Origin of the sequence: Kribbella sp. NPDC051586, from assembly GCF_044453965.1 — a bacterium.
In the GTDB taxonomy this organism is placed as follows: Bacteria; Actinomycetota; Actinomycetes; order Propionibacteriales; family Kribbellaceae; genus Kribbella.
In genome coordinates this window covers 544,864-564,088 of record NZ_JBITDF010000004.1, presented here as the reverse complement: position 1 = coordinate 564,088, position 19,225 = coordinate 544,864, and the positions used below count along the sequence as shown (strand labels likewise).

Sequence of the window (19,225 nt, the reverse complement as noted above, 5' to 3'; positions counted from 1 at the left end):
CATGTCAAGAGGTCAGCCCGAACCGCGGCTCGATCGCAAGCCGCTGATCGCTCTGGTCGAGCGGGCCAGCCGGGCAATGCAGGCCGATATGGTCCGCCGCGCCCACGCCGACGGGCACGCGGAGGTGAAGATGGCGCACAACTCGGTGTTCGGCACGCTGCACGCCGAGGGCGCCCGGGCCGCCGACATGGCCGTCCGGGCCGGGATCACGCGGCAGTCGATGGGTGAGGTGATCCGCGACATGGTCGGGCTCGATCTGCTGGAGATGCAGTCCGACCCCGCCGACGGCCGGGCCAAGGTCGTCAAGTACTCCGATCACGGTCTGGCCGTGGCGGGCGACGGCTTCCGGTACCTAGGTCAGCTCGAGCGCCGCTTCGCCGAGGAGTTCGGTGAGCAGGAGTACGAGGTCGCCCGGGACGTGCTCGCCCGGCTGGTCGACGTGCTCGCCCGCTTCGCCGCCGAGGAGACTCAGACCTCGTCCTCGGTCGGTGGCAGCGTCGGATAGTCGACGATCGGGTAGAGGCCGACGGTCAGGCCGTACGTCGTGTCGCCGGCGCGGGGGAGCTGGTCGAAGTCGTGCACCAGCGCGGCGACCTGCTGCCAGAACTCGCTCGCACGGTCCGCGGGGATCCGGGCGTGCCGGATCAGCGAGAACATCTCACCCGCGTCGTACGCCGGTTTGGACTCCTCGGCCGCGACCTCGAAGTCGTTGAAGTCCTGCGGCAACTGCCCGTCCTGGCGGCCGAGCCCGACGTAGAACATCCGGGCCGCGCGCCCGTAGAAGCGCTCCTCGATCGCCCGCACCCGCCGGGTGCGGACCACCCGCAGGATGCCTGCCTCGGTCAGCACCTTCACATGGTGCGCGACCGTGCTCTTCGGCCGGCCGACCGCGGTCGCCAGCTCAGTCACCGTCGCGGCCCGCTCGTGCAGCAGCCCGAGGATCGTCGTCCGCAATGGGTCGCTGATCGCCCGGACCTGCTCGGCGGTAGTCAGCTCGACGGTGTCCGCGAGGTCGTAATCGGGGACCGAACTGTTGATCGACATAGTCCGAATAGACTAGCATCGCGGATTGTTCGAGATATCTGGATCATTGGAGCCGACGATGGCTGAGATCGTTCTGTACCACCACTCGCAGGGCCTGACCGACGGGGTGAAGGCGTTCGCCGAGGAGCTCCGGCAGGCGGGGCACACCGTCCACACGCCCGACCTGTACGAAGGCAACACGTACGCGACCATCGACGAGGGCATGGAGTACGCGCGGGCCACGGGCTTCGGCAAGATCGCGGAGTGCGGCGTCGAGGCGGCGCAGAAGCTGCCGGCGAATGTCGTGTACGCCGGCTTCTCGCTCGGCGTCGTACCTGCCCAGCAGCTCGCGCAGACCCGTCCGGGAGCCGTCGGCGGGTTGTTCTACTACTCGTGCCTGCCGGCGGAGGAGTTCGGCGCCTGGCCGGAGGGCCTGCGGGCGCAGGTGCACGCGATGGAGGAGGACCCGTTCTTCGCCGAGGAAGGCGGCGACATCGACGCCGCTCGCGCCCTGGTCGCCGCCAACAGCTCCGTGGAGCTGTTCCTCTACCCCGGCAAGGAGCACCTCTTCGCCGACTCGTCCCTCCCCGGCTACGACGAGCCCGCGGCCAAGCTCCTGCTGGAGCGCACCCTCGCTTTCCTCGCCTAGCCCTTTCTGCATCTCGACAGTACGTATATGTCCACTTCGCCGGATCGACCGCGCGGTTGAGCGTGGTCGATCCGGCAGCGGACGTATACGTACTGTCGAGATGCTGGTGATCAGGCCTGTGCCACCGCGACTGCGACCGGAGCCTCGGCGCGGCGGGTGGGGATGAAGGACGCGATGGCCAGTGCGGTCAGGGCGGCGCCCGCGCCGATCAGCAGGACGGTGCGGAAGCCGGTCTGCGAGGGCAGCGTGTAGCCGCCGAGGTTGATGGTCAGGTTGGCCAGGATCACACCGGCGACCGCGCTGGAGACAGACGTCCCGATCGACCGCATCAGCGTGTTGAAGCTGTTCGCGGCCGCGGTCTCCGAGACCGGTACGGCGGCCATGATCAGCGCCGGCATCGCGCCGTACGCCAGGCCGATGCCGGCGCCGATCAGCAGTGAGACCAGCACGAGCTCCCAGACCGATGCCATCAGCACGCTGCCCACGGCGTATCCGGCGGCGACCACGACCGCGCCGAGCATCAGCGTGACCTTGGGCCCGCGGGTCTTCGAGATCTTCGCCGAGAACGGCGCGGCGATCAGCATGACCAGGCCCGACGGGCCCATCACCAGACCGGACGCCAGCATCGATTGCCCGAGTCCGAAACCAGTTGCCTTGGGCATCTGGAGCAGCTGCGGCAGCACCAGCGACATCGCGAACATCGCGAACCCGAACACCATCGACGCGAGGTTCGTCAGCAGCACCTGCGGGCGCGCCGTCGTGCGCAGATCGACGAGCGGCTCGCTGGTACGGCGTTCCCACCAGCCCCACGCGAGCAGCGCGACGACGCCAAGGGCGAACAGGCCGAGCGTCCGGCCGCCGGTCCAGCCCCAGCTCGCGCCCTGGGATATCGCCAGCAGCAACGAGATCAGACCGATCGACAACCCGACCCCGCCGAGTACGTCGAACCGGCCGCCGGAGCGCACCGACGACTCCGGGACGAAGCGCAGCACCAGCCCGAACACGATCACGCCGAGCGCGGCCGACAGCCAGAAGAGCGTGTGCCAATTGAAGTTCTCGGCGAGCAGGGCTGCCAGCGGCAAGCCGAGTGCGCCGCCGACGCCGAGGGACGCACTCATCTGCGCGACCGCCGTACCGACCTTGTCGGACGGCAGCTCGTCGCGCATGATGCTGATCCCGAGCGGGATCACGCCGGCGGCGAACCCCTGCAGGGCGCGGCCGGCGATCATCGGCACCAGCGAGCTGCTCAGCGCGGCGACGACCGAGCCGGCCACCAGCAGGCCGATGCTGATCAGCAGCATCCGGCGCTTGCCGTACATGTCGCCGAGGCGGCCCATGATCGGGGTCGCGACCGCGGCCGCGAGCAGGGTGGCGGTGATCGCCCACGCGGTCCCGGCGGCCGAGGCGTTCAGCAGACGTGGCAGCTCCGGGACGAGCGGGATCACCAGGGTCTGCATCAGGGCGACCGTGATACCGGCCGAGGCGAGCACCGGCACGACGGCGCCGGTGCGCACGGATGGAGTTGCGGACATCAGCAGCCTCCGGGCTGTGAAGAAGATAGTTGGTTTGCGCAACCATTACGATAAGTCAGGCAGTTGACTTAAACAAGTCGGCGAGGCAAGCTGGGAGGGAAACCACACGGAGGTGATGGTCAGTGACCGCCAGTGACATTGTTGCGGATCAGGTTGTCGACTACCCGATCCCGCCCGTCGATGCGATCGAGCCGCCGCCCGAGTGGGAGCGGCTGCGTCAGCAGTGCCCGGTGGCGCATGTCCGGCTGCCCAGCGGCGACGAGGCCGCCCTGCTCACGCGGTACGACGATGTTCGCCAGGTGCTCGCCGACGAGCGGTTCGCCCGGACGGCGGAGGGGTCCGCGCGGGTGTCGGCCGAAGGCGCCGGGGTGTTCGACCGGCGGCGTTCCGCCGTACCGCAGTCGGGCGACGGTCATCAGCGCTGGCGGCGGATGCTGACCAAGTGGTTCACCGCCAAGCGGATGGCGGCGCTGCGGCCCTCGATCGAGGCGATGGCGGATCAGCTCGTCGACGAGATGGTCGCGAGCGGTCAGCCGGCCGATCTGAAGGCGGGGCTGGCCTTCCCGCTGCCGGTGTGGGTGATCTGCGAGTTGCTCGGCGTACCGGCCTCGGACCGGGAGCGGTTCTCGTACTGGTCCGACACCTTCCTGAACCTGAGTCGCTACTCGGCGGCCGACATGGAGGCCGCGCAGGCGGAGTTCGCGGCGTACATGAGCGGCCACATCGAGGCCAAGCGCGCCGAACCGGGCACCGATCTGCTGAGCGAGCTGATCGTCGGCACCGACTCGGCGGGGGAGCGGCTGAGCGACGACGTGCTCGTTTCCACGGGGATGGGGCTGCTGATCGCCGGTCACGAGACCACGACCAACATGATCGGCAAGATGATGGCGATGCTGCTCGCCGACCGGGGTCGCTGGGAGCAGCTGCTCGCGGATCCGGGTCTGGTCCGCACCGCCGTCGAGGAAGTCCTGCGGTACGACGCGAACGCCGGGTTCGGCATGCTCCGGTTCGTCTCCGAGGAGCTCGAGCTCACGGACGGCGTACTGCCCGCGGGGACGACGGCGGTCTGCAGCATGGCGTCCGCGAACCGGGACGAGCGGGTGTTCGAGGACGCCGGGGAGATGGACCTGACCCGGAGTCCGAACGTCCATCTGGCGTTCGGGGCCGGGCCGCACTCGTGCGTCGGTCAGTCGCTGGCGCGGACCGAGCTGCAAGTGGTTCTGGAAGTGTTGTTGCGGAGCCTGCCGACGTTGGAGTTGGCGGTGCCGTCTGCGGAGTTGCCGCTGGTCGAAGGGCTGCTCGTCGGCGGGCTGCGGGAGGTAAGGGTGATGTGGTGATGATGATGTCGAAGACGGTGAGGTCCGCACGGGTGAACGCGACCCGGGAGCTCATCCTGGCCACGGCCGAGCGGATGTTCGCCGAGCGTGGTGTGCACGAAGTGTCGAACCGGCAGATCAGCGAGGCGGCCGGACAGGGCAACAACACCGCGGTCGGGTACCACTTCGGGACCAAGACCGACCTGGTCCGGGCGATCGTTCGCAAACACGCCGAGCCGGTCGAGGAGCGTCGCCGCGAGCTGCTCGCGGAGCTCGGCGAGCACCCGTCGGTGCGCGACTACGTGACGGTGCTGGTCCGGTCGGCGACCGATCACATGGGCAGCCTGGGTACACCGAGCTGGTTCGCGCGGTTCAGCGCCCAGCTGATGAACGACCCGTCGCTGCGCGAGATCCAGCTGCAGGAGTCGCTGAACTCGCCGACGCTGAGCCGGCTGGTCGACGGTCTCGCCGATCACCTCGCGGACCTGCCACCCGCGGTCCGGATCGAGCGTGGCGACATGGCCAGGCACCTGATCATCCAGATGACGGCCGAGTTCGAGCTGGCGCTCGCCGAGGGTACGCCGACCGCACGGGCCACGTGGGCCGAGATGACCGGCGGTCTGATCGACGGGCTGGTCGGGCTGCTGACCGCACCGGTGACTTCGTGAGTGTGCTCGTGGTAGGTGCTTCCGCAGCCGGCCTGACGACCGTGGAAGCCCTGCGACGGAAGGGGTATCGGGAACCGATCACTGTGCTCGGCGCCGAGTGGCACCCGCCGTACGACCGGCCGCCGCTGTCCAAACAGTTCCTCTGCGGCGACTGGGACGAAGCCCGGACCCGCCTACGTCCGGACACCATGCTGTCGGCACTGGACGCGGAGTTCGTCCTGGGTGACTCAGCCGTCTCACTGGACGTCGACCGCAAGCTGGTGCGTACCGCGGCGGGCCGTGTGCTGACGGGTGACGCGGTGGTCATCGCGACCGGACTCACACCGCGGCACCTGCCGGGCGCGGATCTCGCGACCGGCCGGTCGGACGCCGCTCTCGGGGGCGTGCACGTCCTCAGGACCCTCGACGATGCAGCCGCCCTCCGCAAGGACCTCGCCGACGCCGGCCGTCTGGTGGTTGTCGGCGACGGCGTGCTCGGCGCCGAGATCGCGGCGACCGCCCGCAAGCTCGGCCTCGTCGTTACGCTCGCCGGCCCCCAGGCCACACCCCTGCAGGCCCAGCTCGGTCCTGTCGTCGGAGGATTGCTCGGCGAACTGCACAGGTCCCAAGGCGTCGACCTCCGTCTAGGTGCGGCGGTGACCGGGATGACCGCGGTCGATGGCCGGGTGAGCGGCGTACGACTGGCGAACGGCGACGTGCTGCCGGCGGACGTGGTCGTCGTGGCGTTGGGCGCGGTCCCGGCGACCGAGTGGCTGGAAGGCAGCGGGCTCAGCCTCGACAACGGCGTGGTGTGCGACGAGTACTGCCGCGCCGCCGACGGGATCTACGCGGCCGGCGACGTGGCGCGCTGGCAGCACGAGGATTCCCTACTCCGGTTGGAGAATCGGACCAACGCGACCGAGCAGGCCCTCTGCGTCGCCGCCAACATTCTCGGCGAGCCGCAGCCCTACCGGCCGATCCCGTACTTCTGGACCGATCACTTCACGACCAAGATCCAGGTCCACGGCCGCCCGTCCGCCGACGCCGACGTAACCATTGCCGAAGGCAACATCACCGACGGTCGCTTCGTCGCCCACTACCACCGTGACGATCGGCTCGTCGCGGTGCTCGGCTGGAACATGCCGAAACAGACCCGCGCGCACCGGGAGCACCTCGTGCGCGCGTAAGAAGCCTCTCTGGGGAAGGATTTCTATGAGTACTCCGGTCTATCCGATGACCCGAGCAACGGGTTGCCCGTTCGACCCGCCGCCGCAACTGCGCGAACTGCAGGAGCAGGCGCCGCTGGTCAAGGTCGACATCTTCGGCAAGCCGGCCTGGCTGGTGACGCGGTACGCCGACCAGCGTGCCCTGCTCGCCGATCCGCGACTGAGCGCCGACGTCACCACGCCGGGGTACCCGAGTCCGACCGGGCAGCCGCCGCGCAAGGACGGTGTCGGCATCGGGTTCATCCTGATGGACGACCCGGAGCACGCGCGGCTGCGGCGGATGGTGACCGCGCCGTTCATGATCAAGCGGATCGAGGCGATGCGGCCCGGCGTACAGAAGATCGTCGACGGGCTGATCGACGACCTGCTGGCCGGTCCGAAGCCGGTCGACCTCGTGGAGGCGTTCGCGTTGCCGGTGCCGTCGCTGGTGATCTGCCAGCTGCTCGGTGTCCCGTACGCGGACCACGACTTCTTCCAGCAGAACAGCAAGACGCTGATCCGGATGACCGCCTCTCCGGAGGAGCGGGCCGCGGCGCACGGCAACCTCGCGTCGTACCTGGACAACCTGGTCGGCGAGAAGCTGGAGAATCCGGGCGACGACCTGCTGTCCGGGCTGACCGAGCGGGTCAGGTCGGGCGAGATCACCCGGCAGGACGCGGCCGGGATCGGCGTGCTGCTGCTGATCGCGGGGCACGAGACCACCGCGAACATGATTGCCCTCGGCACCCTCGCGCTGCTGGAGCATCCGGAGCAACTCGCCGTCCTGCGGGAGACCGACGACCCGAAGGTTGTCGCGAGCGCCGTCGAGGAGCTGCTGCGGTACCTGAACATCACGCACAACGGGCGACGGCGTGCGGTGCTCGAGGACGTCGAGCTGCACGGGCAGGTGATCAAGGCCGGCGAGGGTGTGATCTTCCCGAACGACATCGCGAACCGGGACGCGTCGGTGTTCGACGACCCGGACACGTTGGACGTGCACCGCGATGCGCGCCGGCACGTCGCGTTCGGCTTCGGCGTCCATCAGTGCCTTGGGCAACCGTTGGCGCGGCTGGAGCTGCAGGTCGTGTACAGCACGCTCTACCGCCGGATCCCGACGCTGCGCCGGGCCGTCGAGCTGGACGAGATCCCGTTCAAGCACGACGGCGCCGTGTACGGCGTCTACTCGCTCCCCGTCACGTGGTGAAAGGACCAAGCTCATGAAGATCATCGTCGACCAGGACAAGTGCGTCGCCTCCGGCCAGTGCGTCACGGCAGCCGCCGACGTGTTCGACCAGCGGGACGAGGACGGCATCGTCGTGCTCCTCACCGACAACCCACCGGCGGACCTCGCCGCCGACGTTCACCAGGCCGCGGCCGTCTGCCCGGCGCTGGCGATCGTCGTCGAGGACTGATCAGCTGAAGAAGGCCGCGTTCCGGTCGGCCCACGCACGGAAACCGCGTGCGGGCCGGCCGGTCAGGTCCTGCACCGTGGTGGTGATCAGGTCGGACCGGGGGCGACGCTCCGCACTCCCGATCAACGCCTCCACCAGCGCGGCCGGCCTGCCGTCGGCGGTCAGCTGCGCGCGGGCCTCGTCGTACGGCGTCGGCTCGAAGGTCAGTTGCCGCCCGAGCGCCGCACCCAGGATCGCGACCTGGTCCGCCCGGGCAAGCACCTCCGGCCCGGTCACGGTCTGCGTGGTCCCGGGGCGCGGATCCGTCAGCAGGCGTACGGCGGACGCCGCGACATCGGCTGGATCGATCACGGCCGTCGCGGCGCTGTCGGGTCCGCGAACGGTGTCGCCGGCGCGCAGCTGACCGGCCCAGCCGAGCGCGTTGGACGCGAACGTGTCGGCCCGGAGGATCGTCCAGTCGAGACCGGACCCGCGTACGGCGGCTTCGAGGTCGGCGTGCAGGCGGGTGATCGGGTCGGTGTCCGCTCCGAACCGCACTGCCGATGAGGACAGATAGACAACTCGGCGGGCGTGCTCCGCGATCTTGGCGAGGGTCGCCCCGGCGCCGTCCGACGTGAGGAACGGCCAGATCAGGAAGACGGTCTCGACGTCCTGGAGCGCCTCGGTCAGGGTGTCCGGTCGAGCGAGATCGGCGCCCGATCGACGGTCGAGAGGTCGTGCGTCCGGAAGCAGGGCGGCCACTGCACGGCCGACGTTCCCGCCGGCGCCTGTCACGAGGATCATGCTTGCGGCAACTCGACCCGGTGGTGCCGGTATTCCCGGGTATCGTGTCGGAGATGATCGATGGAGCGCACGTGATCATCTACAGCACCGATGCCGAGGCGGATCGGGCGTTCTTCACCGACGTGCTGGCGTATCCGTCGGTGGACGCCGGGCACGGGTGGCTGATCTTCAAGTTGCCGCCGGCCGAGGTGGCGGTGCATCCGGCGGAGGCCGCGTCGCACGAGCTGCTGCTGATGTGTGACGACCTCGAGGCGACGATGGCCGACCTGACCGGCCGCGGCGTGGAGTTCGAGCCGGTCGAGCGGATGCGGTGGGGTGTGCTGACCTCGTTCCGGCTGCCGGGTGGGGGCCGGGTCGGGTTGTACGAGCCGTTGCACCCGCGAGCGAATGATCTCTGAGTTCCGGATCCAGGTGCCGCAGGCGGAGCTGGACGATCTGCGCGCCCGGCTCGAGCGGGTTCGTTGGCCTCGGCAACTACCTGGCGACGGGTGGGACCGGGGAGTGCCCGTTGAGTATCTGCGGCGGGCGGCGAAGCGATGGGCGGCGTACGACTGGCGGTTGTGGGAGGCGCGTCTCAACGAGTACCCGCAGTTCACGACCGAGATCGACGGGCAGACGATTCACTTCCTGCACGTTCGGTCGCGCGAGCCCGATGCGCTGCCGCTGGTGCTGACGCATGGCTGGCCGGGATCGGTCGCGGAGTTCCTCGAAGTGCTCGGGCCGCTCACCGATCCAGCGTCGTACGGCGGCGATCCGCGGGACGCCTTCCACGTCGTCGCGCCGTCCGTGCCGGGGCATGGATTCTCGCTGCCACTGCAGCAGGGCTGGGACCACGGGCGGATCGCCCGCGCCTGGGTGGAGTTGATGGCCCGACTCGGATACGAGCGGTACGGCGCACAAGGCGGCGACACGGGATCAGTGGTGTCGCCACTCGTCGGGCAGCTCGACCCGGCACACGTGGTCGGCGTACACATCAACGGCGGGCTGGCGTTTCCGGAGGTCGAGCCAGGCGATGTGGTGGCCGACGTCGAGCGAGAGCGGTTGGCGGCGGCCGAGCGGTTGCGTGCGGTCGGGACCGGGTACGCCGATCTGCAAGGGACGCGGCCGCAGACTGTCTCGTTCGGGCTGAGCGATTCGCCGGTCGGGCAGCTGGCGTGGATCCTGGAGAAGTTCTGGGAGTGGACCGATCCGGACCGCGCGCTGCCGGAGGATGCGGTCGATCTCGACCATCTGCTCACGGACGTCTCGATCTACTGGTTCACCAACAGCAGTGCGACTTCCGCCAACCTGTACTACGAGAATCGCCGAGCCGCCGACGACCTCGAGCCGGGCGTGCCGACCGGCGTGGCGGTCTTCCCGACGGATCCCGCGATCCGCCGGGCGCTAGACCGCCGGCACCGCATCGTCCACTGGTCGGAGTTCACCCGCGGTGGGCATTTCGCCGCGCTGGAGGCTCCCGGCCTGCTCGTCGACGACATCCGGGCGTTCTTCCGGCTCGTCCGGTAGGCGGGCCGGCGCGACGAACGTGAGCTGCGTGCCGTCGCGCTCCACGGACGCGTCCGGCCAGCGGCGGCGGACCATCCGGATCGAACGCTCGTTGGCCGCGCTCACGACGAACAGGAACCGTTTCGCACCTGCCGCGATCGCGTCCGCCGCGGCGATGGCGAGCATCCGGATCCCGAGGCCGCGATGCTGGTCGGCCTCACCGATCACGGCGGCCAGCTCCGCGGTCGACTCGCCCGGCGCCCACGCCCACATCGCGTGGCCGACGATCGCGTCGTCCCGGGTGGCGACGAAGGATGCGCCGGTCGGGCACAACATGCGCAACAGCAGCGCCGCGCGGGGCGGGTTCCCGATCGCGGTCTGGAAGCGGAAGTAGCGGCTGAGGTCGGTCAGCCCCATCAGCATCCGGGCCAGCTCGTCCGCGTCGGGTTCGCCGGCGCGACGGACGAGTGGCGGTCTCGCCTGAGTCTGGTTCACGGATTCAGCGTTCCCTGCTTGGCTGAGTCTGTCAAGCGGACTTATCATGAACCCATGAGTACTGTCGTCAGTGAGCGGATGCCCGAGGCGATGAACTGGTCCACGGAGAACTGCACGATCTCGCGGGTGATGGAGATCCTCGGCGACAAGTGGACTTTTCACGTCCTCCGCGAGATCTTCGTCGGCGTCCGCCGGTTCGAGGACATCCGCGCGCGGGCCGGCGTCCCGCGCCAGGTCCTCACCGAGCGGCTCGCGGCCCTGATCGAGCGCGGCCTGATTCGCCGCCATCCGTACCGGCTGCCCGGCCAGCGGGAGCGCTCGGAGTACCGGCTCACCGAGGCCGGGCTGGACCTCTACCCGGTGCTGGTGGCAATGATCCAGTGGGGCGACCAGTACCTACCACTCGCCGCCGGCGCACCGATCGAGCCACGCCACCGCGGCGACTGCGGCGAGCGCGTCACCGTGACCATGCACTGCGACGGCGGCCATGAGCCCACCCCGCGAGAAGTTGCCTTCCGCCCGGGCCCCGGCGCCCAGCGGCGTTAAGGCAAGCGTTCGATCGCCTGACGGATCAGGTTTTCGGTCTCGCGTGGCTGGGCCGCGGTGATCGAGACGGCGTCCATCGTGACGACGTACGTGTCGAGTTCGTCGCGCTTGTCGAGGTAGACCGCACTGGTGAGGTGCTCGATGTAGACGATGTCCGGAAGGTCGCCGTCGTTGAAGCGGAGCAGGGTGAACGCGCCACCGGTCGCGGTGTAACCGCCCTGGGAGAACGGGATGATCTGCAGCGTGACGTTGTGCCGCCGCGACGCCTCGATCAAGTGCTCCAGCTGGGCTCTGAGGATCTTCGGGCTGCCGATCGGGCGCCGCAGTACCGCTTCGTCGACGACCGCCCACAACCGCGCGGGTCGTTGCCGCGTCAGCACGTCCTGGCGGCTCATCCGCAACGAGACCAGGCGATCCTGCTCCGCGCGTGACAACGGCAGGTCCTGCCGGCCGAGCTGTACGACGGCGCGCGCGTACTCCGGCGTCTGCAGCAGCCCCGGCACGAACTGCAACTCGAACGTACGAATGAGATCCGCCGCCATCTCGAGGCCGAGATACGAGTGGAACCACTGCGGCGTGAGGTCGTCGTAGCGTTGCCACCAGCCCGGGTTGTTGGCCTCGCGGGCCAGCGTCAGCAGGCGATCGCGCTCTTCCTCGTCGTCGACCTTGTAGAGCGTCAGCAGGTCGTCGACGTCGCGCACCTTGAAACCGACCCGGCCGAGCTCCAGCCGGCTGATCTTCGACTCCGAGCCGCGGATCGCCCAGCCCGCGTCGGTCCGGCTGATCTGGGCTTGTTCGCGCAGCCGGCGCAGGTGGACGCCAAGCATGATGCGCAGAGCGGTCGGACCGCCGTACGCGCCCGGCTCGGTCACCTCATGCCTCCCAGCTGTCCCCGTGGTGTCCCGATGCAACAGCTGATCATTTCACAACAGAACGTGACCTCGTCCACCCCGACGCGCAGATACGGTGTGTCCACCGCGCCCTACGGTCAGTAGAGTCGGCTCCACACACTCCGACCACTCTCTGCGAGGTCCACGCGATGCCCGATGCCAAACAGGCGCCCAGTTCGATCCCGGTCGGCGTCGACACCAGCCGGGCCAGCATCGCCCGGGTGTACGACGCCTTCTTGGGCGGTAAGGACAACTTCGATGTCGACCGCGAGGTACTGCGCCGGGTCGCCGCCGTGGCGCCGCAGGCCAAGGACCTCGCCTGGTCGAACCGGAACTTCCTGATCCGCGCCTGCCGGTTCCTGGCCGGCCAGGCGGGTATCACGCAGTACCTCGACTGCGGGTCCGGTCTGCCGACCGCAGAGAACACCCACCAGGTCGTGCAGCGGATCCAGCCCGAGGCCAAGGTGCTCTACATCGACAACGACCCGGTCGTGCTCGCGCACGGCCGCGCGCTGCTCGAGGAGAACGAGAACACGCTGTTCGTCAGCGCCGACATCTTCGATCCGGACGAGGTGCTGAGCAAGCCCGAGGTGCGTGCCTTCCTCGACTTCAGCGAGCCGATCGCCGTGATGCAGGCCGGCACGCTGCACCACTACATCGGCACCGAGGGTGCGGAGATCATGCAGAAGTACGTCGACGCGGTGGTGCCCGGGTCGTACACGGCGATCTCGCATTTCTACGACCCGGAGACTCCGGAGCACTCCGCGGTCGCCCAGAAGATGGAAGAGGTGTTCATCCACAGCCCGATGGGCAGCGGCCGGTTCCGCACCCGCAAGGAGCTGATGGAGTTCTTCCCCGATCAGGAGCTCGTCGACCCGGGCCTGGTGCTCTGCGACGACTGGTGGCCGGACGGCCCACGGCTCAAGCCGCTGAACCAGGTCGAGGAGTGCATCGTCGGCGGGGTCGGCCGCAAGGTCTGAGTCCGGGTACTCCGACGCCCGGGACCCGTTGCGGTCCCGGGCGTCGTGCTGTTTCAGAACGTCCAGCGCTGCGCCGCCGAGTTGTTGCACGTGGCAACGGTTACCGGGTTGCCGAGGGCAGCTGGTGCGGTGAGGCAGAGACCTCCTGCGCGAATGGTGCCGTCGCCGGGTTGCGTCCATTGCTGATTGGCGCCGCCGTGGCAGCTGTAGAGAACCACCGAGCCCGCCTGCGTTGCGCTCGCGTCGAGGCAGCTGAACTGGGCGTGGAACGTCTTGTTCTCCGCGTGCACCCAGTTCTGGTTGTCGCCGCCGGTGCAGGTGTACAGCAGGATCGTCGTACCGTCCGAGCCGGACACGTCGAGGCAACCGCCGCTGCCGCGGATGTCGCCGGACGCCGAGTTGCCGATGCCGTTCTCCTGGACGGCCGTCGATCCGTTGAGCGTGACCTGGCTGTCGGCCGCGCAGCCGGTGCTTTCCGAGCTGCCGGTGAAGTGCGCGGTCAGGCTCCCGCTCGTCGGCGCGCTCATCGTGAGCTTCGAGTACGGCTCGTCGTCGCAGGTGGCCTTGTCGTTGTTCCAGTCGAAGTACTCGGTCCAGCTCACCATGCCCGACGTGCTGATGGTGTTGCCGGCGCCGGTCTGCAGGCTGCCGAGTTTGAACGACGTACCGGCGGTGAGGTCGCGGACGGTCACGCCGTACCAACCGCTGCCCTCGCTCGCGACCGCGAACGCGTAGGTGTGGCCGGGGGTGGGTGCCCGGTCGAGGCGGCAGCTCCCGCCGGTGCCGTCCTCCTGGAACTTGATGCAGTACGTGCCGGCGTCGCCGACGCGCATGTCGGTGGAGTTCCAGAGCGAGTAAAGGAACATGCCGCCGCCGTCGCGGTGGGTCTGCATACCGGTGTAGCCACCGACGTCGCCGCCGGTGAAGTCGAACTGGTTGGACCAGTAGACGTTCGCGCGGCCGGGCGAGTTGTTGATCGTCATCCGGAACTCGGCCTGGGAGAGCGACGTGGTGTCGAAGGTGTAGTTGACGTAGGTGCCGGGCGTGACGCCGATCGCCGACGCACTGCCGGGCACGAGAGCGGCGGCGAGGCCGAGAAGGGCGCAGAGCAGTACGGACTTGAGTCTCATCGGGGTGCTACCTCCAAGCGAAGCGGGGCGGACTTCGACCAGAGAGCTCTCTCGACCTGATGATGCGCAGAGTTGCGTGAAGATGTCCAGAGGTGAGCGGTTAACGTTACAGATAGTCGGAAATGAGCGTCGGTTCGCAAGTGGGTACAGCCGACGCGACGACTGGTCATGGCGCTCGCCGTGGCGCGTCTTCCATGCGAGCCGGTCAGCGGTCGTTGGCGGCCCCAACGACCGTCTGTCCCGGCCAGGATCCGGACGCGCTGCTGGGAGCTGTTTCGGCGTTGATGCTGGCCGTCGCGTGCGCGGTCCAGGCGGTCTCTGTCCGGGTGCAGCTTGCCCCGCGGCATGCCCAGCCGGCCGGTCTCGCGTCGCTGATGCGCAATCGCTGACTCAGACGTGCTCAGACACAAGCGTCGCTGCCGTGCCCTCCTCGAGGGCCTGGAAGACGTGGGGGAGGTCGCCGGGGTAGGCGATGTAGTCGCCGGGGAAGAGTTCGATCGGGTCGTCGGTCGGGCCGACGAGAGCTCGTCCGGAGCCGAGGATCACGTGTTCGACGACGCCGGGCATGTGCGGCTCGGACTTCCGGCCCGGGCCGGGGGAGGCGACGATCCGGTAGATGTCGCGGCGGGCGTTCGGCGGGCTGGAGGCGACCAGGGTGGCGCTGTAGTCCGCCTGGTCGGAGTAGATGGCCGGACCCTCGCCGGCGCGGATGATCTGGACCTTCGGGCGCGGTGGGTCGAGCAGCGCCGCGAACGGCGTGTCGAGGGCAACGGCCAACGCCCACAGGGTTTCCACGCTCGGGTTGCCCGTGCCTGACTCGAGTTGGGACAGCGTGGACTTGGCGACGCCGGCGCGTTTCGCGACCTCGGTCAGGGACAGGCCGGTCCGGGCCCGGTGCCGGCGCAGGGAGGCCGCGATCACGTCCAGTGGTGCCCTGTTGTCCATTGCGTGTTCGCTCCATCGGTCTGCTTGTTCGGCTTGACGAACGAGTGGCGAGGCGTTCATCATAATGCCCATGCGTTCGATTTGGCGAACACTCGACCGGGGCCTCGCCCGCGACATCGCCCTGGTCTGCCTGGCCGACGGTGTCGTCGGGCTCTCGTACGGCGCGATCAGCGTCGGCGGCGGGCTGCCGTTGTGGGTGCCGATCCTGCTGTCGATCGTGGTGTTCGCGGGTGCGTCGCAGTTCCTCTTCGTCGGCATCGTCGTGGCCGGCGGCAGCCCGATCGCGGCGATGATCGCGGGCCTGCTGGTGAACACCCGGCACATCCCGTTCGGCCTGGCCGTCAGTGACGTGATCGGCGGCGGGTGGCGGCGGTTCGCGGGCAGTCACGTGATGACCGACGAGAACGTCGCGTTCGCGATGGGGCAGGACGAGTTGGAGCAGAAGCGAGCGGCGTACTGGGCCGGTGGCATCGGCATCTTCGTCTGCTGGAACATCGGGGTCGTGGTGGGCGGCTTGGCCGGCTCGGTCATCACCGACACGGATGCGTTCGGGCTGGATGCGGCGTTCCCGGCGGTGCTGCTCGCGTTGGTGTTGCCGTCGTTGCGGGATCGGTCGACGCGTACGGCGGCTCTTGCCGGGCTCGTGATCGCCTTGGCTACGACGCCGTTCTTGCCGGCTGGGCTTCCCGTGCTGTGTGCGTTGGTGGGACTGCTCTTCTATCGGGCGCCGAAAAGAGCGTTGGAGGTGAGTCGATGAACACCCCGGTGCTGTTGGTGGGGATCATGGTGCTTGCTGTGGGCACCTTTTCGCTCAGGTTCGCCGGACCTGCGTTGCGGAGTCGGTTCGAGATGCCTGAGCGGGCGCAGCAGGTGCTGGCGGTCGCGGCGATCGTGTTGCTGACCGCGTTGGTCGCGACATCGGCGCTGATGGACGGGCACGGACCGGCGGGAGTTGCGCGGCCGGCGGGAGTGCTGGTCGGAGGCGTGCTCGCCTGGCGCAAGGCGCCGTTCGTCCTGGTGGTGGTGGCCGCCGCCGCGACCGCTGCCGGGCTCAGGCTGCTCGGCGTGCCGTAGCCGTCGTTGCTCTCTGGTGCAGGCGCGGCACGATGGCGAGCTTGGTGGGTGGATGGGCATCGTGGGTGTGCTGTCCCCGGCTGCAGAGGCGGTCGATGATCATCTCGACGGCGCGTCGGCCGAGCGCGACCCGATCCGGAGCGATCGCGCTCAGGCCACTGGCCCGGTTGCTCGGCAGCCCGTCGTCGTACGACAGGATCGACACGTCGCCGGGGACGTCGACGTCGCGGACGTGCAGGAACTCCTGAGCGACGACCGCATCTTCGTCGGTGTGTACGAAGAGGGCGGTCGGCGACTGGTCCTCGAAGACGTGTCCCAGAGCCTCGGTCAGCACGCGTCTTTGGTCGGGTGATCGCTGTAACCGGGTGATCCCGAGGGCCAGGTCGCGGGCCGGTGCGATGCTCTCGGCGTATGCCGATGCCGTTCGGAGCAAGGCGGGAGCGGTCGGGGTGTCGCGGATCAGGCAGTGGATCCTGCGGTGTCCGAGGGCGGCGAGGTGATCGAGACCCAGAACCGCTCCGGCCTCATGGTCGGTGAACACGTGGTCCACGGGCGAGCGGGCGGCGGCAACGGACGTCGCAGGGTCGAGGTCCCGGACCCAGCCGAGCTCCCAGGGCCGCTCGATCAGCACGACCGGCACGTCGGTGCGGCACAGCTGACCCCAGGTGGCTGCCGGCAGATGCGGCGTGACGAGGAGTCCGTCGAGCTTGAGGCTGGTGATCCGCGCGTACCGCGCCGCCTCGAGCTCGTCGGTGTAGTCGTAGTCCGCTTCCACCAAGGTGCTGCCACTCGCGGCCGCGGCTTGTTCCGCACCGGCGAGTACGGCGTCGAAGCAGTAGCCCCGCGTCGGTACCAAGATCCCCAGCCGCAGCTGCGCACGGATGGGTTCGCGCCGGCCAACCCCGACAGCGCCGCCGTGGACGCGGGTCAGCCGTCCGGAGGTGGACAGCTCGTCGATGTCCCGCTGGATTGTCCGGACGCTCGCGCCCAGCGCGGCTGCGGCCTCGAGGGCGGACACGGAGCCGGTCCGCTCGATCCACTTGATCAGAAGCTCTCTGCGCTGTGACCCGAGAAGCTGCCTCATGCTCCCAGGACGATACGGGAGGACGTTGTCGTCTTTTGTCCGAATCGGCGCGCCGTCGTCGGCCGCCGTGGTGACCTTTCAGGATGAGACTGAAGCTCGCGCTGGCCTTCGTGGTGCTGTTCGTCGCCTCGGCGCTCATCTGCGCCAGTGCGTCGGCGGCAGGATCCTCGTACTACGTCGACTGTTCGGCTGCCACAGGCGGCAGCGGCGGTCAATCGTCGCCGTGGAACTCGCTCGCAGCCGTCAACGCGCACACCTTCGCCGGTGGGGACAAGTTGCTCTTCGCCCGGGGCGTTTCGTGCGCAGGCCAGCTGAAGCCGTCCGGCTCGGGAACTGCCGCGGCGCCGATCACGGTCGACGCCTACGGTGCGGGAAGCGCCCGCCCGGTCATCGCCGGCGGCGGAACCGTCTACGCGGCGGTCCACCTCTACAACGTCCAGTACTGGGAGATCCGCACCCTCGAGGTCACCAACCAGGGCGCCTCCGCGGTCGAACGGAACGGGATCCTGGTCGAGCTGGCCGACTTCGGCACCGGCTCGCACTACGTGGTCGACAACGTCTACGTGCACGACGTCAACGGCGGCGACACCAAGAACAGCAACGGCATCCAGTTCCGGGTGAGCGGTACGACGACGCCGACGCACTTCAACGGGGTGTCCGTCCAGAACTCCGAGATCTACCACGTCGACCGCGAGGGCCTCACGACCTCGTCGAGCTGGGGATGTCGCGCGATCTACGCCTGTACGTCGGGTCCGGCCTGGACCGCCAACACCGGCATCGTCTTCCGGAACAATCTCGTCCACGACATCGGGGGAGACGGGATCGTTCTGCGGATCGGGGCGGACGCGGTCGTCGAGCACAACACGGCGTACGACATCTGGATGCGCTCGGCCGGCAACAACGCGGGTATCTGGACCATCAACAGCGACCGGACCGTCGTGCAGTACAACGAGGTCTACCGCGTCCGCCGGCCGTGCTGCAACGACGGGATGGCGTTCGACTCCGACGGCGGGAACCGGGGCGTGATCTTCCAGTACAACTTCAGCCACGACAACGAGGGCGGATTCGTCTTGTTCTGTGGGTGTTCCAGCGGCTGGAGCACGTCCGGAACGATCGTGCGGTACAACCTCTCGATCAACGACAAGTCCCGCATCCTGTACGCCGCCGGCGAGAGCGCGGCGCAGATCTACGGCAACACGTTCTACATCCCGAGCGGATCGTCGACGAAAGTCATCGAGGACAACGGCTCGAGCTCTACCAAGGCGACCTGGACGAACAACCTCATCTACAACCTCGGCGGCGGAGGCTACGACCAGGCGGCGAACTACGTGTTCCGCGGGAACCTCTACTACGGCAGCCATCCCGCGTCGGAGCCGGCGGATCCGTACAAGTCGACGGCGAACCCGCTGCTCGTCGCGCCCGGCAGCCCGGCGCCGGCCGGATACCAACTAGCGCCGGGCTCGCCGGCCTTGCGCACCGGGCTCAACCTGGTGGGTTCGAGTCCCAAGGACTACTTCGGCGCTTCCGTGCCGGCGAACTGCCGGCCGGACATCGGATTCCATCAGCGCTCGACCTTCGACGACGCGGCCTGCGCCGCCGCGAACATGGTCCAGAACGGCGGGTTCGAATCCGGCAGCACGTCGGGCTGGAGCACGACCTCGGGGCGCGCGTTCGTCGCCACGGACACGCCGCACAGCGGCGCGGACAGCCTGAAGCTCGGTCCTTCCCAGGCGAGCGCCGAGCAGGTGGTCCCGGTGCAGCCCAACACGACGTACGTGGTCTCCGGGTGGGGGTGGGTCTCGGCGTACGACACGGAGCTCGTGATCGGCGCGAAGGCCTTCAACGGTACGTCGGAGGTGCGGGCGCCGGCGTTCGTCAACACCACCTGGCGCGGCGGAAGCGCCACCTTCACCACCGGTCCGGGTGCGGCGACGGCGACGGTCTACTGCTTCACCCGGGCGGGCGCCGGATTCGGTTACTGCGACGATCTGAGCGTCACCCGGCAGTCCCCGTAACAGGTAGCGTGCGG

At 68.8% G+C, this 19,225-nt stretch carries 22 protein-coding genes and 1 pseudogene; 15 read left to right on the top strand and 8 right to left on the bottom strand.

Annotated features, from left to right (window positions below; genetic code table 11):
• Window position 1 precedes the first annotated feature (1 nt).
• Window positions 2–505, top strand: a complete 504-nt coding sequence (locus ACIA58_RS29560) for a MarR family winged helix-turn-helix transcriptional regulator (RefSeq protein ID WP_396407070.1) — start codon at window positions 2–4, stop codon at window positions 503–505.
• Here ACIA58_RS29560 and ACIA58_RS29555 read toward each other — a convergent pair.
• On the bottom strand, window positions 469–1,044 hold the full coding sequence (locus tag ACIA58_RS29555) for an ArsR/SmtB family transcription factor (RefSeq protein WP_396407069.1): 576 nt from the start codon (window positions 1,042–1,044) through the stop codon (window positions 469–471). The genes ACIA58_RS29560 and ACIA58_RS29555 overlap by 37 nt on opposite strands.
• 58 nt (window positions 1,045–1,102) lie before the next feature.
• Between ACIA58_RS29555 and ACIA58_RS29550 the strand changes: the two genes are divergently transcribed.
• Window positions 1,103–1,672, top strand: a complete 570-nt coding sequence (locus ACIA58_RS29550) for a dienelactone hydrolase family protein (protein ID WP_396407068.1) — start codon at window positions 1,103–1,105, stop codon at window positions 1,670–1,672.
• Window positions 1,673–1,782: 110 nt separating this feature from the next.
• Here ACIA58_RS29550 and ACIA58_RS29545 read toward each other — a convergent pair whose 3' ends face one another.
• Window positions 1,783–3,204 carry an MFS transporter gene (locus ACIA58_RS29545; protein ID WP_396407067.1) on the bottom strand — a complete coding sequence of 474 codons (1,422 nt, stop codon included), beginning with the start codon at window positions 3,202–3,204 and terminating at the stop codon, window positions 1,783–1,785.
• Window positions 3,205–3,326: 122 nt separating this feature from the next.
• Here ACIA58_RS29545 and ACIA58_RS29540 point away from each other — a divergent pair, with 122 nt between their 5' ends.
• From ACIA58_RS29540 to ACIA58_RS29520, 5 genes are read left to right on the top strand one after another with little or no spacing between them, the layout of a single operon-like run.
• Window positions 3,327–4,541, top strand: coding sequence for a cytochrome P450 (locus ACIA58_RS29540; protein WP_396407066.1), 1,215 nt, complete (start codon window positions 3,327–3,329; stop codon window positions 4,539–4,541).
• A 5-nt stretch (window positions 4,542–4,546) separates the two neighbouring features.
• Window positions 4,547–5,188 carry a TetR/AcrR family transcriptional regulator gene (locus ACIA58_RS29535; RefSeq protein WP_396407065.1) on the top strand — a complete coding sequence of 214 codons (642 nt, stop codon included), beginning with the start codon at window positions 4,547–4,549 and terminating at the stop codon, window positions 5,186–5,188.
• Window positions 5,185–6,354: an NAD(P)/FAD-dependent oxidoreductase gene (locus ACIA58_RS29530; RefSeq protein ID WP_396407064.1), complete on the top strand. Its 1,170-nt coding sequence runs from the start codon at window positions 5,185–5,187 to the stop codon at window positions 6,352–6,354. Before ACIA58_RS29535 ends, ACIA58_RS29530 begins: the two co-directional genes overlap by 4 nt.
• Window positions 6,355–6,379: 25 nt before the next feature.
• A complete protein-coding gene (locus ACIA58_RS29525; protein ID WP_396407063.1) occupies window positions 6,380–7,576 on the top strand; it encodes a cytochrome P450 in 1,197 nt (398 codons plus the stop codon).
• 13 nt (window positions 7,577–7,589) lie between these two features.
• Complete coding sequence (locus ACIA58_RS29520; protein WP_396407062.1) at window positions 7,590–7,784, top strand: ferredoxin; 195 nt, start codon at window positions 7,590–7,592, stop codon at window positions 7,782–7,784.
• Here the strand turns inward: ACIA58_RS29520 and ACIA58_RS29515 are convergent, their stop codons facing one another.
• On the bottom strand, window positions 7,785–8,567 hold the full coding sequence (locus ACIA58_RS29515) for an NAD(P)H-binding protein (protein WP_396407061.1): 783 nt from the start codon (window positions 8,565–8,567) through the stop codon (window positions 7,785–7,787).
• Between the two features lie 53 nt (window positions 8,568–8,620).
• Between ACIA58_RS29515 and ACIA58_RS29510 the strand changes: the two genes are divergently transcribed.
• Window positions 8,621–8,965, top strand: a complete 345-nt coding sequence (locus ACIA58_RS29510) for a VOC family protein (protein ID WP_396407060.1) — start codon at window positions 8,621–8,623, stop codon at window positions 8,963–8,965.
• Entirely contained in the window at window positions 8,955–10,073 is a 1,119-nt protein-coding gene (locus tag ACIA58_RS29505; protein ID WP_396407059.1) for an epoxide hydrolase family protein, read from the top strand. Before ACIA58_RS29510 ends, ACIA58_RS29505 begins: the two co-directional genes overlap by 11 nt.
• Window positions 10,074–10,151: 78 nt before the next feature.
• On the opposite strand, the pseudogene ACIA58_RS29500 reads toward ACIA58_RS29505, so the two are convergent.
• Window positions 10,152–10,388: pseudogene (locus tag ACIA58_RS29500) on the bottom strand (GNAT family N-acetyltransferase); the annotation flags it as partial.
• A 213-nt stretch (window positions 10,389–10,601) separates the two neighbouring features.
• Here ACIA58_RS29500 and ACIA58_RS29495 point away from each other — a divergent pair.
• On the top strand, window positions 10,602–11,093 hold the full coding sequence (locus ACIA58_RS29495) for a winged helix-turn-helix transcriptional regulator (protein ID WP_396407058.1): 492 nt from the start codon (window positions 10,602–10,604) through the stop codon (window positions 11,091–11,093).
• Here ACIA58_RS29495 and ACIA58_RS29490 read toward each other — a convergent pair.
• Window positions 11,090–11,965: a helix-turn-helix domain-containing protein gene (locus ACIA58_RS29490; protein ID WP_396407057.1), complete on the bottom strand. Its 876-nt coding sequence runs from the start codon at window positions 11,963–11,965 to the stop codon at window positions 11,090–11,092. The genes ACIA58_RS29495 and ACIA58_RS29490 overlap by 4 nt on opposite strands.
• 167 nt (window positions 11,966–12,132) lie before the next feature.
• On the opposite strand from ACIA58_RS29490, the gene ACIA58_RS29485 reads away from it, so the two are divergent.
• Window positions 12,133–12,963, top strand: coding sequence for an SAM-dependent methyltransferase (locus ACIA58_RS29485; protein WP_396407056.1), 831 nt, complete (start codon window positions 12,133–12,135; stop codon window positions 12,961–12,963).
• 53 nt (window positions 12,964–13,016) lie between these two features.
• On the opposite strand, the gene ACIA58_RS29480 is transcribed toward ACIA58_RS29485, so the two are convergent.
• Window positions 13,017–14,093, bottom strand: a complete 1,077-nt coding sequence (locus ACIA58_RS29480; protein WP_396407055.1) for a ricin-type beta-trefoil lectin domain protein — start codon at window positions 14,091–14,093, stop codon at window positions 13,017–13,019.
• Window positions 14,094–14,287: 194 nt separating this feature from the next.
• Here ACIA58_RS29480 and ACIA58_RS29475 point away from each other — a divergent pair, with 194 nt between their 5' ends.
• Window positions 14,288–14,482 carry a hypothetical protein gene (locus ACIA58_RS29475; RefSeq protein ID WP_396407054.1) on the top strand — a complete coding sequence of 65 codons (195 nt, stop codon included), beginning with the start codon at window positions 14,288–14,290 and terminating at the stop codon, window positions 14,480–14,482.
• A 1-nt stretch (window position 14,483) separates the two neighbouring features.
• Here the strand turns inward: ACIA58_RS29475 and ACIA58_RS29470 are convergent, their stop codons facing one another.
• The gene (locus ACIA58_RS29470) at window positions 14,484–15,038 is read right to left on the bottom strand and encodes a helix-turn-helix domain-containing protein (RefSeq protein WP_396407053.1); all 555 of its coding nucleotides are present in this window, start codon (window positions 15,036–15,038) and stop codon (window positions 14,484–14,486) included.
• Between the two features lie 70 nt (window positions 15,039–15,108).
• Between ACIA58_RS29470 and ACIA58_RS29465 the strand changes: the two genes are divergently transcribed.
• Both ACIA58_RS29465 and ACIA58_RS29460 read left to right on the top strand, forming a co-directional pair.
• Window positions 15,109–15,795: an AzlC family ABC transporter permease gene (locus ACIA58_RS29465; protein ID WP_396407052.1), complete on the top strand. Its 687-nt coding sequence runs from the start codon at window positions 15,109–15,111 to the stop codon at window positions 15,793–15,795.
• On the top strand, window positions 15,792–16,112 hold the full coding sequence (locus ACIA58_RS29460; RefSeq protein ID WP_396407051.1) for an AzlD domain-containing protein: 321 nt from the start codon (window positions 15,792–15,794) through the stop codon (window positions 16,110–16,112). Before ACIA58_RS29465 ends, ACIA58_RS29460 begins: the two co-directional genes overlap by 4 nt.
• On the opposite strand, the gene ACIA58_RS29455 is transcribed toward ACIA58_RS29460, so the two are convergent.
• Complete coding sequence (locus tag ACIA58_RS29455; RefSeq protein WP_396407050.1) at window positions 16,090–17,196, bottom strand: substrate-binding domain-containing protein; 1,107 nt, start codon at window positions 17,194–17,196, stop codon at window positions 16,090–16,092. The genes ACIA58_RS29460 and ACIA58_RS29455 overlap by 23 nt on opposite strands.
• A gap of 83 nt (window positions 17,197–17,279) precedes the next feature.
• On the opposite strand from ACIA58_RS29455, the gene ACIA58_RS29450 reads away from it, so the two are divergent.
• Window positions 17,280–19,211 (top strand): carbohydrate binding domain-containing protein, encoded by a 1,932-nt coding sequence (locus ACIA58_RS29450; protein WP_396407049.1) that lies wholly within the window; start codon window positions 17,280–17,282, stop codon window positions 19,209–19,211.
• The last annotated feature ends 14 nt before the right edge of the window (window positions 19,212–19,225 follow it).

Excerpts from the sequence above, each read along its gene's own strand:
- ACIA58_RS29560 (WP_396407070.1), top strand. The coding sequence starts at position 2 with ATGTCAAGAGGTCAGCCCGAACCGCGGCTCGATCGCAAGCCGCTGATC.
- ACIA58_RS29555 (WP_396407069.1), bottom strand. The coding sequence starts at position 1,044 with ATGTCGATCAACAGTTCGGTCCCCGATTACGACCTCGCGGACACCGTC.
- ACIA58_RS29550 (WP_396407068.1), top strand. The coding sequence starts at position 1,103 with ATGGCTGAGATCGTTCTGTACCACCACTCGCAGGGCCTGACCGACGGG.
- ACIA58_RS29545 (WP_396407067.1), bottom strand. The coding sequence starts at position 3,204 with ATGTCCGCAACTCCATCCGTGCGCACCGGCGCCGTCGTGCCGGTGCTC.
- ACIA58_RS29535 (WP_396407065.1), top strand. The coding sequence starts at position 4,547 with ATGTCGAAGACGGTGAGGTCCGCACGGGTGAACGCGACCCGGGAGCTC.
- ACIA58_RS29525 (WP_396407063.1), top strand. The coding sequence starts at position 6,380 with ATGAGTACTCCGGTCTATCCGATGACCCGAGCAACGGGTTGCCCGTTC.
- ACIA58_RS29520 (WP_396407062.1), top strand. The coding sequence starts at position 7,590 with ATGAAGATCATCGTCGACCAGGACAAGTGCGTCGCCTCCGGCCAGTGC.
- ACIA58_RS29515 (WP_396407061.1), bottom strand. The coding sequence starts at position 8,567 with ATGATCCTCGTGACAGGCGCCGGCGGGAACGTCGGCCGTGCAGTGGCC.
- ACIA58_RS29510 (WP_396407060.1), top strand. The coding sequence starts at position 8,621 with ATGATCGATGGAGCGCACGTGATCATCTACAGCACCGATGCCGAGGCG.
- ACIA58_RS29505 (WP_396407059.1), top strand. The coding sequence starts at position 8,955 with ATGATCTCTGAGTTCCGGATCCAGGTGCCGCAGGCGGAGCTGGACGAT.
- ACIA58_RS29495 (WP_396407058.1), top strand. The coding sequence starts at position 10,602 with ATGAGTACTGTCGTCAGTGAGCGGATGCCCGAGGCGATGAACTGGTCC.
- ACIA58_RS29485 (WP_396407056.1), top strand. The coding sequence starts at position 12,133 with ATGCCCGATGCCAAACAGGCGCCCAGTTCGATCCCGGTCGGCGTCGAC.
- ACIA58_RS29480 (WP_396407055.1), bottom strand. The coding sequence starts at position 14,093 with ATGAGACTCAAGTCCGTACTGCTCTGCGCCCTTCTCGGCCTCGCCGCC.
- ACIA58_RS29475 (WP_396407054.1), top strand. The coding sequence starts at position 14,288 with ATGCGAGCCGGTCAGCGGTCGTTGGCGGCCCCAACGACCGTCTGTCCC.
- ACIA58_RS29470 (WP_396407053.1), bottom strand. The coding sequence starts at position 15,038 with ATGGACAACAGGGCACCACTGGACGTGATCGCGGCCTCCCTGCGCCGG.
- ACIA58_RS29465 (WP_396407052.1), top strand. The coding sequence starts at position 15,109 with ATGCGTTCGATTTGGCGAACACTCGACCGGGGCCTCGCCCGCGACATC.
- ACIA58_RS29460 (WP_396407051.1), top strand. The coding sequence starts at position 15,792 with ATGAACACCCCGGTGCTGTTGGTGGGGATCATGGTGCTTGCTGTGGGC.
- ACIA58_RS29455 (WP_396407050.1), bottom strand. The coding sequence starts at position 17,196 with ATGAGGCAGCTTCTCGGGTCACAGCGCAGAGAGCTTCTGATCAAGTGG.
- ACIA58_RS29450 (WP_396407049.1), top strand. The coding sequence starts at position 17,280 with ATGAGACTGAAGCTCGCGCTGGCCTTCGTGGTGCTGTTCGTCGCCTCG.